Origin of the sequence: Mucilaginibacter flavus (assembly GCF_030409315.1) — a bacterium.
Lineage (GTDB): Bacteria > Bacteroidota > Bacteroidia > Sphingobacteriales > Sphingobacteriaceae > Mucilaginibacter > Mucilaginibacter flavus.
This window is the reverse complement of record NZ_JAUFPS010000032.1, coordinates 54,091-76,799: the sequence shown is the minus strand read 5'-3', so window position 1 is coordinate 76,799 and position 22,709 is coordinate 54,091. Positions and strand designations below refer to the sequence as shown.

Below are 22,709 nucleotides of genomic sequence, written 5' to 3'. Positions count from 1 at the left end.
TGAATTATTGAATTATTGAATTATTGAATTAATAATCTTTTATCCAAAAGTCCTTGCTCTTTTATCCTAAAGTCCTTACTCCTTTGTCTAAAAGTCCAATAGTCCTAAAATCTAATAGTCCTAAAGTCTAAAAGTCCAATAATCCTTGCTCCTACTATAGCATATTCTTCAAGCCATCAATGATACTTTCAAAAAATGTTGGGATACTTAGGTTGTTGTGGTAGTTAAAATAGAGGAATATAAGGAAGATAATTACCGCGATAATGATAAACCGCTTAAACATGTAAGCCAGTAACACTAATACCAAGGGGATGGCTACCAACAGCACCCAACTGATATGCCATGGGCTTAGTTTACTATCGTGCTTATAAATATAGTACAGATTGGCGTGAGTGCCGGTTTCGTTCATGTGCTTGGCATATAAAAAGGTAGACCGGTTTATTTTTTGGCGATAAAAGGCTACTCCTTTTTCAAACTTGAGCTGATTTTCGAAACCGTTCATTACAAAGGTGAAGTTACCGTTCACATTTTCCTGTGTTACGCCCGCCGAATCTGTTGCTACAATGGCTACCTGGTCGGTACCAAAGGGGTTTTCTTTTACTACAAAATGATTAATGGCTATTGCATCGGCAAAAACAAAACTATGTGCCGTTGCAAGCAGGCAGAATATAAGGAGTAGCTTTTTCATTTTTTGTAGAACAATCAATAAATGTGCGCAATAAAAATAGTGTTTTTTAAACTACTTATTCAGTAAATAAATAGCCAGGTTAAGCACCCCGGCAAACGTTACCCAAAGTAAATAAGGCCAAAGCAGATAGCCGGCAACTTTGTTGTATTTGCTAAACCAATTGATATTAAAAAGAATACTGATCCACAATAAACCAATTACAATTAAGGCCAGCAGTATTTGATGTAAGCCAAAAAACACTATCGACCATGAAAAATTAAGCGCCAGTTGTGTAATATAAACAGACCGGGCAATTATATAGGCGGGCTTGCGGCTGCGATGTTTCCAAACCAGGTAAGCGGAGGTAGCAATCATCACATAAATAACCGACCATACCAATGGAAAAACCTGTGGAGGCGGATTAAATACAGGCTTTTTTAAAGTACTGTACCAGCCGGCAATCTCGGGCCGGGTAACTACCGAGGCCACAAAACCAATGGCCAGCGTTATCAACAGACTTATGAGAAACGGAAAGAACTGAAATTTTCTGGATACGGCAGGGATCATGATGTTGATTGAACCATCAAAGCACCAATAAGTTTGCTAAATATTTACAATTGCGTTATGCTGTGGTTATCATTAAAAATCATAAATACCTTAGCTTAGCAGCCATGCCTGCAAGGCAAAACAACATGATAAAAGCTTATAAACTATATACCGGCCAGGATGGCCACTCCCACGTACAAACCGGCACTGTTGCCGAAGGTTTATTTAACCAGGCCAGCAGCATCAGGTTCCAGGAATCGCCGCCGCATTCTTTTTACGACTGGCACAATGCCCCGGCCGATCAGTATGTGATCACCCTATCGGGCACATTGGAATTTGAAACCCGTACCGGCGAAACCTTTATTTTACGCCCCGGCGAAATACTCATAGCTACCGATACCACCGGCACTGCCCATCAATGGAAATTAATTGACGATCAGCCCTGGCGCAGGGTTTATGTGGTGTTTGATGAAGCTCAGTCCATCAATTTTATACCAGACGAAGCGTGACGAATTAAAGTCATGCTGATTTACCCGAAGGCAAACCAGCCTCCCACTTGCAAGGCATCTGCCTATCATGAGTCTTGCATGTGGGACCCGCGTTTGATGCCGCCTGGCATACGGGATGACTTTTTGGTACTTTTAATCGGGTTTTACGCGTACATACACTGTACTAAAACCATCGGCAATAAATATATCATTCTGATATAAGGTATCGTTACGAATTATAAACGCCATAGCGGTTTGGTTGTTAATCTTGATCAGATCTAAATTCTGTGTAGGCGTATATTTATAATTCCTGGTTATAGAAAACTTGCCCGAAAGCTGTACAGCATCATTTTTATATAACTTAAAGGTGCTATCGGATGCAAACGCCAGAGTTTGATTAAAACCCTCGGTTTTGGGCGTAAGGGTAAAGCCGCCAATGCCGCCAACAGATTTTACCCAGCGCCAGCTACCGGTTATTTGGGTAGACGAAGGCCCGGGCAAGCCATTTTTGTTACATGAACTAACGCTGCAAAGTACCAGCGCTACAAAAAGCAGTATAAAGTATCGCATGATTTTAGGTTATATAAAGCATTACGCAGTCATTTTATGCTTTGATACAGCACCTTACAAAAAAACTTAATTTTAAATTAGTACGTAATAAGGATAAATTTTCTTTGTATCATTAGCGTATGATTATTGTTATCCAATGTAAAGACCAGGTAGGCCTCGTTGCCTATATAGCGGCCATACTGGCAAAGCAACAGCTCAACATTATATCCATGCGCGAGCATGTGGACCATACCGAAAACCTGTTTTTTATGCGGGTACAGGTTGAGGACAATGACCATGAAGATGCAAAGCTGGAGCAGCTACTTAAACGACTACTGCCCGAAGGCGCGATGGTTGCTGTAAACCCCAATCCAGCAAAAAAGGTTGTAGTACTGGTAACTAAAGAATACCACTGCCTGGCCGATATCTTGATCCGTAATTTTTTTAAAACCCTTGGCGCAACCGTTCAATGCGTAATTGGCAACCATGCCACTTTGCAAAACGTATGCGAGCGCTTTGATATGCCTTTTTATCACATTCCGCATGAGGGTGTAAGCAAAGAAGAATTTGAACAGCAAATTGATGCCGCGGTAGCCAAATACTCGCCGGATTATGTGGTACTGGCCAAATACATGCGCATTGTGCCACCATCTTTTGTATCCAAATATCCCATGCGCATTGTAAATATCCACCATTCGTTTTTGCCGGCCTTTATTGGTGCCAACCCCTACCGCAAAGCTTTTGAACGTGGTGTTAAACTCATAGGCGCTACCGCCCACTTTGTATCAAACGAGTTGGATGAAGGCCCCATCATTACCCAGCAAATTGTGCCCGTAAATCACTCATTCACGGTAACAGATATGGTTAAAGCCGGCCAGGAGGTTGAAACATCGGTATTGGCGCAGGCCCTTAAACTGGTGTTTGAGGATAGGGTATTCGTATCGAAGAATAAGACGGTTATTTTTAGTTAGATCTGCAAAAGATATCTTTTTCTATTCCCTCCCAACGGAATGGTCAATGTCATTAAGTTAAGGAAAAACGGAATTAGCAATAATATCGAATAATGAATTTCGAATGTCCAACACCGAAGGGTTTTACTTTATTATTCGATATTGGACATTCAGTGTTCGATATTAAAACCAACAGTAAATCCTTAACTTAATGACATTGCCTCCTTCCCCAAGGAAGGAATCGCACAGGCCCATGCTCTTCTTCTGTGCTATCCCCTAAAAATGATAATGGTGGACCATAAATGATCCACCATACATCTGAGATTTAGTTGATTATAAAAAGATCTTTATTCTACCACAAGGGTAGCTATAGAGTGAGGCAAGCTGGTTGTTTTGGCAGCTTTCCCTTTTATCCATAAACTGTATTCAATTTTTTCGTCGGTTTTATTCATCACTATTACGGCTAATTTGCCATTGGGGTTTAGGTAGGCAACCGTTAGCAATTTATCTCTGCTGGCAACCGCTGCAATACGTTTAGCTCCGGGCTGAATATATTTGCTAAAATGACCTAAATAATAGTAAGAGCTGGTATAAATTAAGCTGCCATCGCGTAAATCGGCGTGTACCGGGGCAAAGCAAAAGTTACCTACGTGGTTAGGTCCGCCTTTTTCATCAAGCAGGATGTTCCAATCTGTCCAGGCTACTGTACCGGCATTAAAATCGTTGATCATTGATAAACCATAGCGCTCGCCTAAGGACCAATCATTGATCTTGGCAAAATCAAACTTTTCAATACAACCTTCGGTGAAAATTAGGTTTTTATTAGGGAAAGCCTCGTGCGTACGCCTTAAAGCTTCAAATTGTTGGCCGGCACCCGTCCATGTTTCATACCAGTGGAAACCTACGCCCCAAACGTATTTGGCAGCGGCGGGATCTTCTAAAATAGTGCTGGCTTGCTGATATAACAAATCGCGGTTATGGTCCCAAACAATCAGTTTTTTGCTGCTTAGGCCTTGTTTAGCCAGTGTTGGACCTAAAAAGTTCTTTACAAAATCGCGTTGCTCTTCGGCAGTGTATTTACATGACTCCCAGCTTTGCGAAGCCATAGGCTCGTTTTGTACCGATAAGCCCCAAACCGGGATACCTTCGTTTTCATAAGCCCTTATAAACTTACCATAAAAATTGGCCCAGCTTTGGTAGTATTTTGGCAGCAGTTTGCCACCATGCAATACACTGTTGTTATCCTTCATAAACGCGGGCGGGCTCCATGGCGATGCAAACAAGGTAAGTTTGCCACCGGCAGCAGCCATAGCAGCTTTGATGAAAGGGATACGATAAGCTCTATCATGGCTAATGTTAAAAGATTTCAGCGATGCATCGCCTTCCTTGATATAACTATAGCTATCGCTCGAAAAATCGCAGCTTTGAATATTAGTGCGGGCCATGGTATAGCCAATTCCTTTATCCTTATCGTAGTAGGCCGTTAGCAGTTCTTTTTGCTTGTCCTTTGGCAGTTTGTAAAAAGTTTCGGCCGATGCATCCGTTAAAGCGCCACCTACGCCTAACATGGTTTGGAATGTTTTTGCCGGATCAACAAATACCGATACTTCGGTTTCGCCGGGTTGAGGACTATCTTCAAACTTCAGGGTTTCGGTATTTTTAAACCGCATGCCTGGTTCGTTATCTGATACTATAACTTTTACTTTTTTATTTTGAGTTGAAAAAGGAGCCTTTACCTGGGCCTTAACCAGTGGCGACTGCAATAAACCACCTGCTAAAAAACAGGCAAACAATGCTTTTTTATTCATGGTTTAACTTAATTGGTTTACCGGTTTACAAATCGCCAATCAGGAAAGCGATTCCGGGAATCCAAATTAAGAGAGTTAAATTGAATAAAGCAAATAACAACAGCTATAAATAATTGATTTGTAGCCGTTTATTGATCAAATGATACGCTTTAATAGCAATCAAAAATCTACAAATATCTTTAATAACCAATAAGTTACAATTGATAAACCAACAATTAAAAAAGCTTTTGATACGCTAAAGCACAAATGTGTATTTTGTACACTGAAAACAATTCCAATTTGACGATTTGAGAATTTGAAGATTTGAAAATTGACCCGATAAGCATAATCTTTAATATTGCTTAAATTGGCCACCGCTTCAAATCTTCAAATTCCCAAATCATCTTCCCCCATCAGCATTATGTCCTCTCCTGATCATTTCCTTTACGGCGCTTGCTAAAAAGGCTTTGGCTCCTTCATCAAGCTGGGTTTGTTTACCGCCGCCATTAATTTCATAAGTAATACGGCCATTTTCGTTTTCGGCAACCAGGTCGTCGTCATTATGGCTGTATTTTACAGAGCCATGCGGGGTGATGAATTTAATGGCTGTACCGTCTTCGGTAAAGTAAACCTGGCCGCGATATTCAATTTTTACGGTGTTACCATCGCGGTTTTCAATAATGGTGGTGTGTCTGCCTCCAAAACGACACGCGGTTGCCAATAGCATTATCCCTGCCATGGCAATTAAATAGTGTATTTTTTTCATGATGAGTGATTTTAATTTGAGTTCATCACAAAGCTAATACAAAACACAGTACTATACAATACATAGTACCATATTTATTTCAATTATTTTTACGGCTGATATTTTTTAAGCAAATCCTCAACTAAAATGCCGTTGATAGTCATGCCGGTAGTGTTACAATCGCTGATGGACACGTTGCTTAAATTGCAATTGGTGATGGTACTCCCGCTTAATTCACAGTCCTCAAAACGTAAGGGACGCTGTTTTGCCTTTTCATCATAAGCAGGATGATCTTTAGGTGGCATACCTATGTTATGAATGTAGGCCCCGCCTAATTGCGCGCCTTCAATTTCCAGATCGCTTAAATTGGCGTTTACTATTTTAAGATTGCTTAAATCAACATCGTTAAAGGTTGTTTTACTCATTTTGAGCATTACAAACGTCGATCCATCTAAATGAGCATATTTGGCATCTATCACTTTAGTGGTTTCGATGATGCTTATTTTTTCGGCATTGTTTTCTGTTTCCATATGGCTGATTTTTATATCTAAATTAGTTATCGTGATAGCGATATCAAAAGGCTTTTACAGACATTTAAAGGGGGCAATCGCGACAAGCAAAGCATTAACAATCAGGCTGAAACATTAAAGCAGTTTTAAGTTAATATTAAGAAACCATTTAACGTTTACGGTGTTGAAGTTTGATAACCTTACTTTATGAAACCGATATTTTTTACGTTAAACAACGATCTGCATATCATGGCGATACCAGATACCGATGCCCATTTTAACGGCCGTCCTGTTATTAGTTATACCTACAGCTTATTTATTGACCAGGCCAAGGGCAACCCCAGGCAGGCTTTAAGTAAGGAAAGCACATTACATCTTGATAAAATAAAAGACCCGGATTATTTAGGCTTTATCGCGTTTGAAACACCGGCTAATGTTTTTTCCTATACCGGCGGCGGCCACTCGCTGGATATGAAAGAGGTTGAAGAGGTAATTGAACATTTAAGCCTGATTAGGGATAACCCCGCGCTTTGGAAATCGATGGATAACCTATAGCTAATTGTCTGCAGGCTATCCTCGTTTTCATCTATACTGTCAACAGGCTTCCATTAGTTGCTTATCATTAACTATGTTGCAGGTAACTGGCACCACTTTTTGAACCGTATTAGTTTTACGGTATTTAGCCAGGTTAATAAGCAGTACGCTAAGCAATATCACTACCAGGCCAATAACCTGCAATAAAGAGATGTGCTCGGCAGCAAACAGTACGCCCAAAAGAACAGCGATCACCGGGTTTACGTACGAGTGCGTGCTCACCTGCGTTGCCGGCTTTACCTGCAATAGCCATACATATGCACTAAAAGCAGCTATAGAGCCAAACAGGATAAGATAAACAATAGCCCACCAGGCATGGGCGGGTACATTCATTAAGCTAAAGCCGCTAAACTCATGGTGTGCAATTCCCGCCGGTATAAAAGCGATGCCTGCAATAATCATTTGCCAGGCGCTGTTTAACCGGGCGGGTCCCGTGGTTGCATGCTTTTTTGAATATAAAGAACCAGCCGACCAAGCCACCGGACCTAAAACCAATAATAGCATCGCTGAAACTGAAGGTGCCGAAGGATTACCGATAAAAGCTTTGTTTACCTGTTCGCCAAACAGCAATATTACCCCGGCAAAGCCCATTACCAACCCACCAATGGTAGATTTACTTTTGAAGTTCACCCGCCAGTTCACCTTATCTAAAGCAACAAACCAGATGGGGCCTGTTGATACGGTAATGGCCACCATAGCACTGGGCAGGGTTTGCTCAACCCAAAATACGATGCCCGTGGCCACAAACAACATAATAAGGCCGCTGATACCCGATTTGATCACATCTTTGGTAACCCATATCCTATCGCCTTTAATGGCGCACCAACCCAGCATTAATAACCCGGCCATAGTGTAACGCAAAGCCCCCATCAGCATAGCCGGAAAGCCATGAACAGCCATTTGGATAAAGAAATAGGTAGAGCCCCAAACAATATATACAGTTGCAAAAGCTACGATTACCCATAAGGTGGGCGCTTTTTTTTGATTGATAGTAGTCATGATACTTTTAATTTTTACTGATTAAAGAATCGATACTCCATTTATATTCGGGCAAGGTAGCCAGCAGCAGGCTTGCCGCGCTCACTGTAAAAACCGAATATCCAACAGGCGATTCAAAGCCGAACGCGATAGCCATCGACAGCGCGAACGCCAAACTTAGCAAACAGCTTAATGATGCAGCGATACGGGTAAATAAACCGGCAAGTAATAACAGCCCGATAGCTGCCTCGCCAATGGTAGCCAATACAGCAAGGGTTGGTATAACCCCGCCCGGCAAAAACGCCATTACCTGGCGGGCGTAATCTAAAAAATGCTGCCAATCGCCCCAGCCTACATGGGGCTGGCCATGGGCACCAAAAAAGCCAAGTCTATCTGCCACTTCCCACAGGTAACTGGTTGCTAATGCAAGCCTTAAGGCGATTGACGGGAACGGATAATTTTTAACAAGTTGCATATCTATTTTATTTACTGCTATAAAAATACGCAGGCATTGGCCTATCTTTATAGTCCAGCAAACACAAACAAGATAGTCCAGATATGTTATTTACAAGCGGCTTGATACAGATAGATAAAACGGCGCAGGTACCGGTGTACCTCCAAATTTGCAATGGTATAATTGGTTTAATCAGGCAAGGTACTTTAAAACCTGGTACTGCCCTGCCCGGCAGCAGGGTGTTGGCAGCATTGTTAAAAATTCATCGTAAAACTGTAGTGGCCGCTTATGATGAGTTGTATGCGCAAAGCTGGGTTGATGTTTATGCGCGTAAAGGTATTTTTGTAGCCAAAAACCTACCCGATGTATCGCCAAGGGCCATCGGCACAACGCCAAACAAAAACGCCTATCCCAATAAAACCTTTTTTGAGGTGCCACAGAAAGTTCCCTACCCCGAACTTTTCGCTACCGATAATCCACGCACATTGGTATTTGACGATGGTTTCCCTGATATACGGATTGCCCCTGTTGAATTGATGCTGCGCGAATACCGCCGGTTTGCAAACTATCACTTTACGCAAAAATACCTTACTTACGGCCCGGAGCAAGGGTCGGTAAATTTGCGTACCCAACTGGCCCGTTTCCTGGGCGAAACCCGCGGGTTACAGGTAAACGCCGATGATATTTTAATAACCAAAGGTTCGCAAATGGCTATTTACCTTTGTGCCCAGATTTTACTGGGTAAAAATGATGTTGTGATAGCTGCCGATCCCGGCTACCCGGGTGCCAACGAAACCTTTGAGCATACCGGGGCCAAAATGCAATTGGTACCTGTTGACGAACATGGCATTAGCCTGGATGCCGTAGAGGCCATATGCCGGCAAAAAAAGGTAAAACTGGTGTATGTGATTCCCCATCACCACCGGCCCACTACCGTAACATTAAGCGCCGAACGGCGGATGCGGTTGCTTGAATTAGCGCGCAAATACAAGTTTGCTATTATTGAGGACGATTATGATTATGATTTTCATTACGCCAGCAGCCCCATATTGCCGCTGGCCAGCGCCGATTACGATGGCTGTGTAATTTACGTTGGCTCATTTTGCAAAACCATTGCGCCGGGCATACGCATTGGTTTTATGGTTGCCCCTGCAAATTTAATTATACAAACTACCCGCCTGCGTAAAATGATTGACCGCCAGGGCGAACACCTGCTGGAAGAAGCCATAGCCAACCTTTTAAAAAACGGCGACATTGGCCGGCACCTGAAAAAGGCAAATAAACTATACCGTGAGCGCCGCGACTTGCTTTGCACCTTATTAAGGGAGCAACTGGGCCAATACCTTAGTTTTAAAATACCGGATGGTGGCTTTGCGGTTTGGGTAAAATATGCTGATGGTTTTAGTCCGCAAGAAGTTTCTGAAAAAGCCGCAGTTATGGGACTAACCCTTAATGATGGGCGAGATTATTTTTATGATAACAATCCCGCTCATCAATACGTACGGTTGGGTTTTGCATCACTTAATAACAAAGAAATACGGGAAGCGGTGGATATTTTGGGCGCGGTATTTAAAAAGCTTTCTTAATGTTAAAGAGCAGCTTAAATCTTTTTTATACAGAGGCTAAACAGCACTAAGCAAGCGCTGTTGGCAAGCCATCAAGGCTTTGCAGGTTCTTTTCCTGTTTATAGGCTTCTAAACCGTCGGGCCCTTTATTGGCTGCCCATTTATAAGCCTGATCGCGCTCTCCCTCATAAGTGTAGTAAGGTACGCTGAAACCGCATGCGGTTTGTACCTGGTAAATATCGGCTACAATAATTTGCCTTGTTGCCAGCAGGATTTGAAAATGCGGGGCAAGTTGCTCCCATTCTTCATCGCCCGGCAATACTGTGTAACCTTTACCGAACAAACGCATAATATTAGGAGGCCCTTCAAAGGCACAAAACATAATGGTGATGCGTCCGTTTTCTAAAATATGGGCCGAGGTTTCATTACCGCTGCCGGTAAGGTCCATATAGGCAACTTTTGTAGGGCTTAAAACTTTAAAACTATCTATCCCCTTGGGCGATAGGTTTACATGGCCGTTTGCAGCAAGCGGGGCCGATGCTACAAAAAACATTTTCTGCTTTTCAATAAACACCTGGTGCTGCGGCTGAATATCATCAAAAAACTTTGCCATAGCGGTTAAATTTTCTTGTTAATCAAATTTAACAAATATTTGCCGCTATGGCAGGTTAAGTTATTGTTAACCGACTATCGGGCAATCTTAATCCCAAAAGCCTTGTACTTTGATCTGCCCTGATGGATAGCCTTGCCCGCGTAATAGTTTACGCAATTGCGCTACCATGGTGTTATTACCCGCCAGGTAAAACACGGTATTCTCTAAAGTATACCGCTGACCGATTACCCACTCCATTAAACTTTGATGCCCGTAAACATCTTTGCGGGCAACGGGCTCCAACGGGGTCCAAAAATATTCGTTAAATAGTTGGCGGTGATGATCGTTACCAATTACAATACTGCCAGAAAAACGGGTATGCGGCAGTACCATTTTTTGCAGGGCCAAAAAGTGCCCCATGCTGCTTTCATCGCCCAAAGCTACAATGGCCGATGTTGGCGTAGGCTTTTGATTAGTGGTACCTGTTTTTAAATAGCTTACGGTATCGCCTTTTTGCAGCATTCGTGCCCAGGTACTGCCGGGACCATTATGCGCGGCATCAACAAAAATGGTACAGGTGCTGGTTTCGGCATCCCAACCCGATGGGGTGTAATCGCGAAAGGTAAGGCCATCAACCTTAAATTTAATATAAGGAATTTCCTGCCATTGGCTCATATCAAGCTGGGGCAGGTGCAAATCTACCTCAATTAAAGTACAGGGTTCCCAGCACCTCACCTCAAGCACCAGGCCGCTTTGCAGCTTGTAATCAAACAGCTTATCAACCGTTCTTTTAATTTTATGTATAGTGGATGTTTCCATGGTGTGTTAATGTTGTTAACACAAAGAAAGGTGCTAAACGCACCTTTTACAATAGCATAGTTACGGTAATGATTGGACTATTTACGGTAACCATTCCGAAATGAAAGCGGGGTACTCCCCTCCGTTTTTTTAAACAGGCGCGAAAAATAGGCATGATCTTCATACCCCAGCGCGTGGGCAATTTCCTTAACGTTCATCTGGCTGTAGTACAACAATCTTTTAGCCTCCAGGAGTAATTCCTGCTGAATCCAGTAACTGACAGACATACCAGTTATTTTCTTCACGGCTTCATTAAGGTAAGTTTCAGATACATTGAGCATATTTGCATAGGCCGACGGGCTTTTTACCCCGCGCACGTGCTCAACCAATAGCTTTTTAAATTGCTGTGCCAATTGCGCCGGGCGCGAGGTCATTAAACGCGGATTACCGGTATGACTAAAGCAACAGGCGGCCATCCCTATAAATGATTTTAGCAACGAATGAACCACCGGCAAATAAAATGTCCTGCTTTCGTCTTCGCAATATTTCTCGTACAGCAAGTTCAGTAAACTTTTACATTGATTAAATTGTACATCGGTAAGCCGGTAAGGCTGCTGCATAATGAGCTGATTTTCAAAAATATTGCGATAATCTGGCGAGAGCAGCATGGTATCAACAGCTATAAACCAGCCAAAAGCATGAAAATTTTTGATACGATGATGCACCTGCCCGGGCAGTATATAGTAAAGTTGCGAACCTTCAAAACTCACCTCCTGGAAATCATTCATCATGGAGGCCGAACCGCCTTCCAACAAAAAAAACAGGTAATGATCATCGCGGTGCGCGCCCATGGGTTCATCGGGCTTGGGCATATCCCCCTCCAAAAAACGGTGGATCACCAGGCCCGATGTGGCACGTTCTTTTAGTTGATGTACGGGGATATCTTTCATGGGTGTTTCCATTTTTATGTAGAGACGCAATATTTTGCGTCTCCGCGTTCAAATCCAACGTTTCTGAGATTACTCCCCAATAAAACGGCTTTTTACAGCGGCAGACGCAAAATATTGCGTCTCTACGTGAAAAACAAAATTAAACAACTCTATGGTTTAATTTTACCTAACGTAAATAATACAAAAATCCTTAGCGCGCTACACCACTTACCTACTGCATAATTTAATATGTTTGTCTATCTTTAGGGGTGATCCAATTATCATAGATGCTTAAATGAGGCCAAGGTTATTTCTTGTATTTTTTTTATTCCTGCTGATTACCGCCCGGGGTTATGCCCAAAATCCGGTTACGGATTCGATGATGAATAAGCTTAATACTGTTTTAGCCGATAAGGACAATTATGTACAGCAAAAACTATCGCGCATTGAGGCTGTAAAGAAACAGGTTGCCCAGGCAGGTAACATCAACAAAAAGTACGATCTGTATCAGCAGCTATATAACGAGTACAAAAACTTCAGCTACGATTCGGCTTATAATTACGCGAAAATTCTGCAGCAAACCGCCGCTCAACTGCATGACCCTGCCCGTATGGCATTTGCCAAAATGGAACTGGGGTTTACGCTGATATCATCGGGCATGTTCAAAGAAACGTTGGAAACTTTGAACAGCATCGACCTGCAACTACTCTCCACCAATGATAAAGTAGAATATTATTTTCTGAAAGCCCGAAGCTATTTCGACCTTTCGGATTTTGACCGTAATGTTGATTATTCGGCCATTTATAATCCCAAAGGCGTTCAATGTATCGATTCGGCCTTATCCCTGGCCACACCGGGTACTTACAATTATTTTGCCCTAAACGGTTTAAAATACCTCCGGAACGGCAATTTTGAGGATGGGGTTAAAAACTACACTTCGTTGCTGCAAATTAAAAACCTTAGCCCCAACCAGTTTGCGGTAAGTGCCTGCTCGCTCAGCTACCTTTATGAGCGTAAAGACCTGCAGGATAAATCAATAGAACTACTCATACAGGCGGCCATTGCCGATCTGCAATCGGCCACCAAAGAAACCGTAGCCATTTACAAACTGGCCGATTTCCTGTATAAAAAAGGCGACCTCAACAATGCCTTCATCTACATTAAACAAGCCATGGACGATGCCACCTTTTATGGCGCGCGCCACCGGCAGGTAACCATCAGCAGTATTTTGCCCATTATTGAGGCCCAGCGCATCAGTACGGTGGAGCAGCAACGGCGGTCGTTATTTATATACTCCTCTATCATCACTGTATTGGTGTTGTTTGTAGTGGCATTCGCGGTGATCATCTTCCGTCAGCTTAAAAAATTGCGCATTGCCGATAATTTGATCAAGGAAGCCAACGTATCCTTACAGGAAAGTAACATTGCTTTAGAGGCGCTTAACCGCAACCTGAGTACCGCCAACAAAATCAAAAACGAATACATAGGCTATTACTTCAATATCAATTCCATTTACATTGATAAATTAGAAAGCTTCCAGAAATCTTTAGATAAAAAACTGAGCAGCAAGCGGTACGAAGATGCCCAGGCCGCCATCAAAAACCTCAATCTTGAAAACGAACGCCACCAGTTGTTCCATACTTTCGATAAGGTTTTCCTTTCCCTGTTCCCCGATTTTATTGAAAAGTTTGAAGCCCTGTTCCATAACGACGAAAAGATAGCCATAGCTGATGGACAGCTATTAAGTACCGAACACCGGATCTTCGCCCTCATCCGCATGGGCATACATGATAACGACAGGATTGCCAAACTTTTAGGCTACTCGGTAAACACCATTTACTCCTACAAAAACCGGATTAAAAATAAGTCATTCATAGCTAATGATGAGTTTGAGGATCATATTATGGCGATAGAGGCGGTGNGATTTGAGATTTGAGATTTGAGATTTGAGATTTGAGATTTGAGATTTGAGATTTGAGATTTGAGATTTGAGATTTGAGATTTGAGATTTGAGATTTGAGATCCGGCGTAAACTAACCAAGGGACGACTCACCCCGACGAGGCTACGCCCGTCTTCCCCCCTCTCCGGCTGCGCCGCATAGAGGGGAGCGAAAAAATTTTCTTTGTTTTTTTTGCCCTCTTTGCGGCTTGCCGGAGAGAGGGCAGGTCCAGCGAAGCGTAGACCGGGTGAGTCGTTTACGTCGTGCTAACACCATTGTTTAATAAAGTTTGCCTCTCATCTGCTAAAACCACCACTTCCACCCTCTTTTTAAATCTATATTAACCCTATTCACCAACTCGCACAAAAAATTGATAATCAATTAATTGAAAAACATATTTCCTCCATATTTTCTATATTGACCCATCCGGCTATTGACTAGCCTGTTTTCCCTCCTTTTCTTTGATTTGGAATTACCCACCAAAGTATTCCGAAACAAACCAATTTTTAAAACCAATTTTAAATGAAAAAAGTTTACTTATTTAAGTACGGCTTGACCGTGCTACTCTTAGTTTTTGCTACCATTGCTTTTGCTCAAAAAAACACATTCAAAGGCAAAGTAGTTGATGAGCTTAACCAGCCCCTACCGGGTGCTACTGTCCACGTAAAGGGAACAGACCAATCAACCGTTACTGATGTAAGCGGCTCATTTAGCCTTACCGGCAACGCCCCAACTGTAACCATACAGGTCAGTTTTGTGGGTTACGATATGCTGGAGCGCGTGATCAAGACAGGTGAAAGCAATAGCATTTCGCTGGTGCCGGCTTCAAAATCACTAACCGAAGTAGTTGTGGTAGGTTACGGATCGGTTAAAAAGTCGGATTTGACCGGCGCGGTAACCAATTTAGGTTCAAAAGACTTAAACCCCGGCCCTGTTACCAACCCTTTACAGCAATTAACCGGCAAAGCAGCAGGTGTAAGCATTAGCCAAACAGGCAGCGAGCCGGGTGTTGCACCAACTGTGCGTATCCGTGGCATTACGTCGCTGCAAGGCGGTAATGATCCTTTGGTTGTTGTTGACGGTATCCAGGGCAATATGGACCTGCTAAACCAGGTTCCGCCGAGTGAGATCGCTTCTGTCGACATTTTGAAGGATGCATCTGCAACCGCTATTTACGGTTCACGTGGCGCGCCGGGCGTTATCATTATCACCACCAAAAAAGGCGTGGCAGGCAAAGCCAATGTAGAATACACTGAAAACACCTCACTGGATGTAATCGCTAAAAAATTACAGGAGCTAAATGCAGCCGGCTGGACCAAACAAGCCGAAGCGCAAGGCGTGGATGTATCTGCCAATCACGGTTCAAATACCGATTGGTTTAACCTGCTTACCCGCAACGGTGTAACCCAGAATCATACCCTTGCTTTTGGTTCGGGCACAAACGGTTTTAACTACCGTGCATCGGTAAGCGCCATTACGCAAACAGGTATCGTTATCAATTCAAGCTATAAAAAATATATTGGCCGCATTACAGCTACCCAAAAAGCTTTGGATGATAAGTTAACCCTGACGATGAACGTGAACAGCGGGATCAACGATGATGTGTACAGCCCTATTGGCATCGGTCGCGCGGCGTTTACGTCAAACTTAATCAGCAACACTTATATTTCAAGGCCAACCGACCCTGTTTATAACTCCGACGGCAGCTATTACAGCGACCCTAACGTGTTTCAGTACATTAACCCCTACGCAGTTGCCAAAACAGTTCAAAACAATGCAAACACCAATAACCTGTTTGGTAGTTTAGCCGCCAACCTTGATATCTACAAAGGTCTTTCGGCCGGATGGTTTGGCAGCTGGAGAAAAACCGATACCAATACGGGCTATTACGCGCCGGTTTCATCAACCATTGCTACAGCTATTGACAATAAAGGCATTGCCAACATCAGCAACAACCATGTTGACGAAAAGCTGATGGACATTAACCTAAGCTACAAAGCCGATTTTGGTTTAAGCCATTTAGACGCGACCGCCGTTTACGAGTGGCAGGCGCAAACCTATAACGGCAGCTTCGCGCAAGGCCGTGGTTTTATCAATGATATTGCTACGTACAACGCTTTGCAGTTAGGCGATATCTCTAAAGTTTTACAGGGTGATATTTCATCGTACAAAAACGACAGGAGATTGGTATCGTTTTTAGGTCGTGTAAACTACTCTTATAACAACCGTTACCTGTTAACCGCCAGTTTCAGGCGCGATGGTTCAACCGTGTTTGGGGTAAATAACAAATGGGGTAATTTCCCATCGGCATCACTGGCCTGGCGTATTGACCAGGAAGGCTTCATGAAAAACCAACATGCCCTTAGCAGCTTAAAACTGCGCGTTGGCTACGGTATTACCGGTAACCAGCAGGGTATCGGTCCGCAAAACTCAATTGCTTTGGTTGGGCAGGCTGGCTCGGTATTTTTTGGAGGTACCACTATTCCAAACTACGCTGTTAACCAAAACTCAAACCCTAACTTAAGGTGGGAAACCCGCAAACAAGCCAACTTAGGTTTAGATTTTGCCTCGTTCAACGATAGGTTTAACGGATCGGTTGATGTGTATACCGCCAATACCGACAACCTGTTATTTAACTACACTGTTCCTTTAGAAGGTCCGTTTTTAACCACCAATATACTGGCCAACGTAGGTACCCTGCAAGCCCGTGGTCTGGAGCTTAGCTTAAGCTACGCGGTTATTAAAACAGCCAACACTTCATTAATACTGGCCGGTAACGGTTCGTTAATGAAAAACAAGGTGCTTAAATTGGGTGGCAATATTGAAGGTTACGATATCCCTACTAATTATATTGGCTGGGGTGGTGGCGGCAATGCTTACCTTGTTGTGGGCAAACCAATTGGCACTTTTCTTATCCTGAAACACAAAGGTAAAGATGCCAACAGCGCTGAAACCGTGGTGGACCGTGATAACAATGGCACTATTGACCAAGGCTCACAAAGTGAAGACCGTTACGAAGAAGGCCAGGGCTTACCTACCTACACCTACGCCTTTACCCCAAGCTTTACCTACAAAAACTTTGATGCATCAATGGTTTGGCGCGGATCGGGCGGTAATAAGATCTATAATGGTCTTCGCCAGGATTTGAGCTTATTAGAAAACCTTGGTAAATCAAACGTGCTGCAAAGCGCTGTACCGCTGGGTATCCAGTCGTCACAATACGGATCTGACCTTTGGTTAGAGAGTGGCAATTACTTACGCTGGGAAAACCTAACATTTGGGTATCGTATCAACTTAAAAAATGTAAAGTACATTAACGCTTTACGCGTATCGGTAACAGGTCAAAACCTTGCGCTTATCACCAAATATAAAGGTATCGACCCTGAGTTGGATACCAGCGGTGGCAGCTCAATAGCCCAGGACTATGGTATTTACCCACGTACCAGAACCTTCTCTATCGGTTTAAATGTTATTCTTAAATAAGTGCGATCATGAAAAAAATATTTATAAGTATGTTAATTGTTGCCCTTGGCGCTGCAAGCTGCACCAAGGTTAACGAAAACGTGTACGACAAATACGCTGCCACGCAGTTTTATTCAACAGCGGCCGGTGCCGATGTCGCGCTGGCAAGTGTGTACGCGAAAATTACGGGGAGCTGGGGTTCAAACTACGCCGGCCGTGATAACTGCTGGTACGATTTAAACTGCTACTCCTCTGACGAGCAGGTAATACCACACCGCAACACCGGCGATTGGCAGCTTGATTTTGCCCAACTATACACCCGTACCGAATTGCCAAGCCTGGGTATCATTAACAATACCTGGAACTGGGCTTACTCAACCATTTACGCAGCTAACCTTTCTATTGCGCAGCTTACCGCCGCCAAAGCCGATCCTTCAAAAATTGCCGAAGCCAAAGTGATGCGTGCCTGGTTGTACTATCTGTTGATTGATGATTTTGGTGATGTACCTTTTTATACCGACAATAACACGGATATCTCTAAAATTCCGCAGGAAAAACGTGCTACCATTTACAATTTTATTGTGAGCGAGTTAAAAGGTAACGTTGACCTGTTATCTGAAACCCGGGGTGGCGCTTATTACGGCAGGTTTAACAAATGGGCCGGGTACATGGTATTGGCTAAGGTTTATTTAAATGCCGAAATATATACCGGTACAGCCCATTGGGCCGAAGCCCTTGCCGCTTGTAACAAAGTAGCATCAGGTGGTTTTGCGTTGCACCCTGCAAGCGCTAATACTGCCAGCGCCTTAGGTAACTCCTACTACGATTTATTTGGCGATGTATGCCCTAATGATGAAACCATCTGGGCTTTGTTTATCACTCAAAACGTTATCAGTGGTAATATTTACACCATCCGTAGCCTAAACAGCGCCAACGGTACAGCCCTTATAGGTTTCGCCGGTTGGAATGGTACTATCATCCCATCTGAGTATTATGACAAGTTTGACAATGCCGATATCCGCAAAAAACAATTTTTGATTGGCGCGCAGGCCGGAGGTGTTACTTATACCAAAGATGTATCATCATTAATTGATCCGGGGGCTGGCCCTAATGAAGGTATCAGGGACGATAAATTTTTCCCGGTAAAGCCATCTGATGGCAGCGGCGAATCAAACGATTTCCCGGTTTACCGTTATGCCGATGTATTGTTAATGCAGGCCGAGTGTAATGTACGTTTAGGAAACGCGGCAGCTGCTGCCCCTTTCCTAAACCAGGTAAGGGAACGCGCAGGGTTAACTGATATAGGCGCGCCTACGCTGGATAATGTTTATGACGAGCGTGGTTTTGAGCTGAACATGGAAGGTCACCGCAGGCAGGATATGATCAGGTTTAACAAATTCCTGCTGCCGCATGGTTTTGTGCAAACAGCACCATCGTACAGGCTGCTTTTCCCTATCCCAACCGCGGCTTTGAATGCCAACCCGGCGCTTAAACAGAATCCTGGTTATCCTAATTAATGATCAACATGAAAAAAGTATTCAATTTAGTACTGATAGCAACGGCCTGCATGGCTGTTGCCTGTCACAAAAATGCTGAGTTAACTGTGTTGAAACCGGTTGCTTTCCAATCATCAATTTCAGCTTCAACCAGCACTGCTATACTATCGCCTGCTACCGATTCATCATCGGTAATAACCCTGAAATGGCCGGCTGTGGTATATCCTTACAAAGCGCACGTAACCTATACTTTACAGGCCGATATCCCTGCCGATACCGTGGGCGCAACCGCCTGGGGTAACGCTACATCTATATTAATTGGTAACGATGTATTAACCAAAACCTTTAAAGGGAGCGATTTAAACACGCTTGCGCTGGCCATTGGCGTGCCTGCTAATGATACCGCTAAAATGGTATTCAGGGTACGGGCTTACCAGGATAGGGACGCGTTTTCGCACGCGGTAACGCTTACCATCAGCCCGTACAAAATCATTTTGCCGCCAAGCAATAATTACCCGGTACTATATGTACCCGGCGATTACCAGGGCTGGTCGCCACCAACAGCGCCAACCGTTGCAGCATCTATTCCTAACGTGTACGAAGGTTACATTAATGAGCCGGCAGGCGGCACTTATCACTTTAAGTTTACCAGCGCGCCGGATTGGAACCATATTAACTATGGCGATGGCGGTGCAGGCTTGCTAACCACCGATGGTACCAAAGGCGATTTGGTATTACCTGGCCCGGGTTATTACGAATTGGTGGCTAATCCATCAACCTTAACCTGGTCATACACCTTGGTTACCTGGGGCATTATTGGCGATGCCACACCGGGCGGCTGGAGCAAGGATACCCAAATGGCCTTTGATCCGGCCAAAAAAGTTTGGACAGTTACCGCGGATATGCTGTCGGGTGGTTCATTTAAGTTTAGGGCAAACAACCAATGGTCGATAGATTTTGGTATTGATGCCAACGGCAAAATTCAATACGCCGATAACCCCGCCTTCCCTTACAACGGATCGTTGGGTAACTTAACGGTACCGTCAAATGGTAATTATACTATAACGTTAGATCTGCATGATCCTAACAATTACACCTTTAAGTTACACAAAAACTAAAAACAGCTATAAGGCAGTGCTTTGGCACTGCCTTATTTAATACAATTTATAAAGGAAGCAATTCTGTTCTATCCCTAATTCATGAAATCAATTAAGATCACGTTTTTACTTGCCTGTGTTTTAAGCATGCCACGTGTTATGGCGCAGTCGCCAGTAGTTATGCCGGGTAATTTTGAAAGTGTTACTATTGGCTCGCAAGACGTCACTTTTAAAACTACCAATAGCTACGGAAAAATAAGCGTTTACAGTCCGTCCATCATTCGCATCCGTTTGGATAAAAAGCCGCTCAATGCCGATTTTTCATACGCCGTTGTTGGTAAGCCGATGGCCGTTAAAGCACAGATAACCCAAACCGATAATGAAATTGATATCTCCACCGATTCGCTTAAAGCGGTAATTCAAAAGAAGCCTTTCAGCGTATCTTTTTTTACAATCGATGGGAAGGTGATTAACCAGGATGAGCAGGGTTTAACAACTTCATGGGTTAATGACGCGGTAACTACCTACAAAAAAATGCAGGACGATGAGCATTTTGTAGGCCTTGGCGAAAAAACAGGTAATCTTGACCGCAAGGGCAATGGCTACACCAACTGGAACTCTGATGTGTATGGCTATAACATAGCCGCCGACCCCTTGTACTCCACCATTCCGTTTTACGTGGGTATTCACCACGGGTTAAACTATGGTATTTTTATGGATAACAGCTACCAAAGCGATTTTAACTTTGGTGCCAGCAATAACCGTTTCTCCTCATTCGGCGCACGTGGCGGCGAAATGAATTACTATTTCATCTATCATAAAAAACTGGCCGATATTATTGCCTCTTATACCTGGCTAACAGGCCGCATGCCTTTGCCGCCAAAATGGGCTTTAGGTTACCAGCAAAACAGGTACAGCTATTACCCCGAAGCCGAGGTAATGCGCATTGCCAATACCCTGCGCGAGAAACGCATCCCTGCTGATGGTATCACGTTGGATATCCACTACATGGACCGTTACCAGCTGTTTACCTGGAACAAAAATCGTTTCCCTGATCCGGCAAAGATGAGTGCCGAACTAAACAAGCTTGGCTTAAAACTCACCGTTATTGTTGACCCGGGCATTAAGGTTGAAAAAGGCGCGCCTGCTTACGAGAGCGGCCTTGCTAAAGACGTTTATATTAAATACCCCGATGGCACCCCTTACACCGGGCAGGTATGGCCTGGCTGGTGTAATTTTACCGATTTTACCAGCGAAAAAGGCAGGGCCTGGTGGCGCGGTCAGGTCGATTTCTTCGCCAAATCTGGCGTGAGCGGCATTTGGAACGATATGAATGAGATATCTACCTGGGGCCAAAAAATGCCTGATAATGTTTTGTTTGATTTTGATGGAAGGAAGACCACGCACTTAGAAGCACATAACGTTTACGGATTAGAAATGGTACGCTCAAGTTATGAGGGTGCTTTAGAGCATTTTAAAGAGCGCCCGTTTATTTTGAGCAGATCGGGCTATGCAGGCTTGCAGCGGTACTCGGCCATTTGGACCGGTGATAACCGTGCCGAAGAAGATCATATGCTGGCGGGTGTTAGGTTGATGAACAGCCTTGGCCTAAGCGGCGTATCATTTACGGGGATGGATATCGGAGGTTTCACTGGCAATCCAACCACATCATTATACACCCGCTGGATAGAGTTAGGTGCATTTGTACCTTATTACCGCAACCATACCGCCCTGAACAGCCGTGCCGCCGAGCCATGGGCTTTCGGCGAGGATGTGTTGGATATTGCACGCAGCTACATTAGCATGCGTTACCAGTTGATGCCGTACCTGTATTCGTCGTTTTATGAATCAACCCAAAATGGCATGCCGGTAATGCGGTCGCTGGCCATCAATTATACTTTCGATCCTAAAGTGATGGACGCCACCTATCAAAACCAGTACGAGTTTGGGAATGGTTTTATGGTAGCCCCTTTTGAAAGCACCGCCGCGTTTGGCAAGGTTTACTTCCCCGAAGGCAAGTGGTATGATTTGTATACCGGCGCGGAGCAAAAAGGCGCGCAGGAGGTTACCATCCCGGTATCGGTAAATAAATTGCCGGTTTATGTAAAGGGTGGCAGCATTATCCCGATGCAGTCACTAACCCAATCAACCGCCGAATTGCCTACAGATACCCTGGCTGTGCATATTTACAAAGGCGATAAGCCAAACCACTTTGTTTATTACGAAGATGATGGCAAAAGCTTTGGCTACCAGAAAGGCGATTTTTACAAGCGTACCATCAGCTTCGACCCGGATAAGAAAACCATCAGCTTTGATAAGGCCGAAGGAACTTATAAAACCAATTTTAAATACATCAGGCTGGTGTTGCATGGCTTTGAGCAAACTACTTCAATCAAAACTGCCGGCAACAATTTAAAACTACAGGACGACGCGATAGCCTTTTTAGGTGCCGCTGCCAATACCGATCCGCAAGGCAGTGTTAACGCGCCGGATAAGAGCCCGGTTAAAACTGTAACCATCAGCAATACAACAAATAACATACAAATAAATTACTAAAGGAAAC

General features: G+C 43.8%; 20 protein-coding genes. 9 read left to right on the top strand and 11 right to left on the bottom strand.

Annotation, left to right across the window (positions count from 1 at the left end; genetic code table 11):
* Positions 1–154: 154 nt before the first annotated feature.
* Positions 155–688: a hypothetical protein gene (locus QWZ17_RS14880; RefSeq protein ID WP_290306046.1), complete on the bottom strand. Its 534-nt coding sequence runs from the start codon at positions 686–688 to the stop codon at positions 155–157.
* Positions 689–739: 51 nt separating this feature from the next.
* On the bottom strand, positions 740–1,234 hold the full coding sequence (locus tag QWZ17_RS14875) for a TspO/MBR family protein (protein ID WP_290306044.1): 495 nt from the start codon (positions 1,232–1,234) through the stop codon (positions 740–742).
* Between the two features lie 8 nt (positions 1,235–1,242).
* On the opposite strand from QWZ17_RS14875, the gene QWZ17_RS14870 reads away from it, so the two are divergent.
* Positions 1,243–1,722: a cupin domain-containing protein gene (locus QWZ17_RS14870; RefSeq protein ID WP_290306043.1), complete on the top strand. Its 480-nt coding sequence runs from the start codon at positions 1,243–1,245 to the stop codon at positions 1,720–1,722.
* Positions 1,723–1,854: 132 nt separating this feature from the next.
* Here QWZ17_RS14870 and QWZ17_RS14865 read toward each other — a convergent pair whose 3' ends face one another.
* Positions 1,855–2,271, bottom strand: a complete 417-nt coding sequence (locus tag QWZ17_RS14865; RefSeq protein ID WP_290306042.1) for a hypothetical protein — start codon at positions 2,269–2,271, stop codon at positions 1,855–1,857.
* A 119-nt stretch (positions 2,272–2,390) separates the two neighbouring features.
* Here QWZ17_RS14865 and purU point away from each other — a divergent pair, with 119 nt between their 5' ends.
* A complete protein-coding gene (gene purU / locus QWZ17_RS14860; protein WP_290306041.1) occupies positions 2,391–3,221 on the top strand; it encodes a formyltetrahydrofolate deformylase in 831 nt (276 codons plus the stop codon).
* Positions 3,222–3,547: 326 nt separating this feature from the next.
* Here the strand turns inward: purU and QWZ17_RS14855 are convergent, their stop codons facing one another.
* The 3 genes from QWZ17_RS14855 to QWZ17_RS14845 form a co-directional block, all read right to left on the bottom strand.
* The gene (locus QWZ17_RS14855) at positions 3,548–5,008 is read right to left on the bottom strand and encodes a glycoside hydrolase family 30 protein (protein WP_290306040.1); all 1,461 of its coding nucleotides are present in this window, start codon (positions 5,006–5,008) and stop codon (positions 3,548–3,550) included.
* Between the two features lie 379 nt (positions 5,009–5,387).
* Positions 5,388–5,753, bottom strand: coding sequence for a hypothetical protein (locus QWZ17_RS14850; RefSeq protein ID WP_290306039.1), 366 nt, complete (start codon positions 5,751–5,753; stop codon positions 5,388–5,390).
* Between the two features lie 89 nt (positions 5,754–5,842).
* The gene (locus QWZ17_RS14845) at positions 5,843–6,262 is read right to left on the bottom strand and encodes a pentapeptide repeat-containing protein (RefSeq protein ID WP_290306038.1); all 420 of its coding nucleotides are present in this window, start codon (positions 6,260–6,262) and stop codon (positions 5,843–5,845) included.
* 186 nt (positions 6,263–6,448) lie between these two features.
* Between QWZ17_RS14845 and QWZ17_RS14840 the strand changes: the two genes are divergently transcribed.
* Positions 6,449–6,796 carry a hypothetical protein gene (locus QWZ17_RS14840; RefSeq protein WP_290306037.1) on the top strand — a complete coding sequence of 116 codons (348 nt, stop codon included), beginning with the start codon at positions 6,449–6,451 and terminating at the stop codon, positions 6,794–6,796.
* A gap of 39 nt (positions 6,797–6,835) precedes the next feature.
* Here the strand turns inward: QWZ17_RS14840 and QWZ17_RS14835 are convergent, their stop codons facing one another.
* Both QWZ17_RS14835 and QWZ17_RS14830 read right to left on the bottom strand, forming a co-directional pair.
* On the bottom strand, positions 6,836–7,834 hold the full coding sequence (locus tag QWZ17_RS14835) for an EamA family transporter (RefSeq protein ID WP_290306036.1): 999 nt from the start codon (positions 7,832–7,834) through the stop codon (positions 6,836–6,838).
* Positions 7,835–7,841: 7 nt separating this feature from the next.
* Positions 7,842–8,288: a DoxX family protein gene (locus QWZ17_RS14830; protein WP_290306035.1), complete on the bottom strand. Its 447-nt coding sequence runs from the start codon at positions 8,286–8,288 to the stop codon at positions 7,842–7,844.
* A gap of 83 nt (positions 8,289–8,371) precedes the next feature.
* Here QWZ17_RS14830 and pdxR point away from each other — a divergent pair, with 83 nt between their 5' ends.
* Entirely contained in the window at positions 8,372–9,853 is a 1,482-nt protein-coding gene (gene pdxR / locus QWZ17_RS14825; RefSeq protein WP_290306034.1) for a MocR-like pyridoxine biosynthesis transcription factor PdxR, read from the top strand.
* A 46-nt stretch (positions 9,854–9,899) separates the two neighbouring features.
* On the opposite strand, the gene QWZ17_RS14820 is transcribed toward pdxR, so the two are convergent.
* From QWZ17_RS14820 to QWZ17_RS14810, 3 genes are all read right to left on the bottom strand, one after another.
* Positions 9,900–10,445, bottom strand: coding sequence for a pyridoxamine 5'-phosphate oxidase family protein (locus QWZ17_RS14820; protein ID WP_290306033.1), 546 nt, complete (start codon positions 10,443–10,445; stop codon positions 9,900–9,902).
* 87 nt (positions 10,446–10,532) lie between these two features.
* Positions 10,533–11,243: a siderophore-interacting protein gene (locus QWZ17_RS14815; protein WP_290306032.1), complete on the bottom strand. Its 711-nt coding sequence runs from the start codon at positions 11,241–11,243 to the stop codon at positions 10,533–10,535.
* Positions 11,244–11,320: 77 nt separating this feature from the next.
* Entirely contained in the window at positions 11,321–12,172 is an 852-nt protein-coding gene (locus QWZ17_RS14810; RefSeq protein WP_290306031.1) for a helix-turn-helix domain-containing protein, read from the bottom strand.
* Between the two features lie 274 nt (positions 12,173–12,446).
* Between QWZ17_RS14810 and susR the strand changes: the two genes are divergently transcribed.
* From susR to QWZ17_RS14785, 5 genes are all read left to right on the top strand, one after another.
* Positions 12,447–14,087 carry a SusR family glycan utilization regulator gene (gene susR, locus QWZ17_RS14805; protein ID WP_290306030.1) on the top strand — a complete coding sequence of 547 codons (1,641 nt, stop codon included), beginning with the start codon at positions 12,447–12,449 and terminating at the stop codon, positions 14,085–14,087.
* 526 nt (positions 14,088–14,613) lie between these two features.
* Positions 14,614–17,574: a SusC/RagA family TonB-linked outer membrane protein gene (locus QWZ17_RS14800; RefSeq protein WP_290306029.1), complete on the top strand. Its 2,961-nt coding sequence runs from the start codon at positions 14,614–14,616 to the stop codon at positions 17,572–17,574.
* 8 nt (positions 17,575–17,582) lie between these two features.
* Positions 17,583–19,070 (top strand): RagB/SusD family nutrient uptake outer membrane protein, encoded by a 1,488-nt coding sequence (locus tag QWZ17_RS14795; RefSeq protein WP_290306028.1) that lies wholly within the window; start codon positions 17,583–17,585, stop codon positions 19,068–19,070.
* Between the two features lie 8 nt (positions 19,071–19,078).
* Positions 19,079–20,167, top strand: coding sequence for a SusE domain-containing protein (locus QWZ17_RS14790; RefSeq protein WP_290306027.1), 1,089 nt, complete (start codon positions 19,079–19,081; stop codon positions 20,165–20,167).
* An 81-nt stretch (positions 20,168–20,248) separates the two neighbouring features.
* Positions 20,249–22,702: a glycoside hydrolase family 31 protein gene (locus tag QWZ17_RS14785; RefSeq protein WP_290306026.1), complete on the top strand. Its 2,454-nt coding sequence runs from the start codon at positions 20,249–20,251 to the stop codon at positions 22,700–22,702.
* The last annotated feature ends 7 nt before the right edge of the window (positions 22,703–22,709 follow it).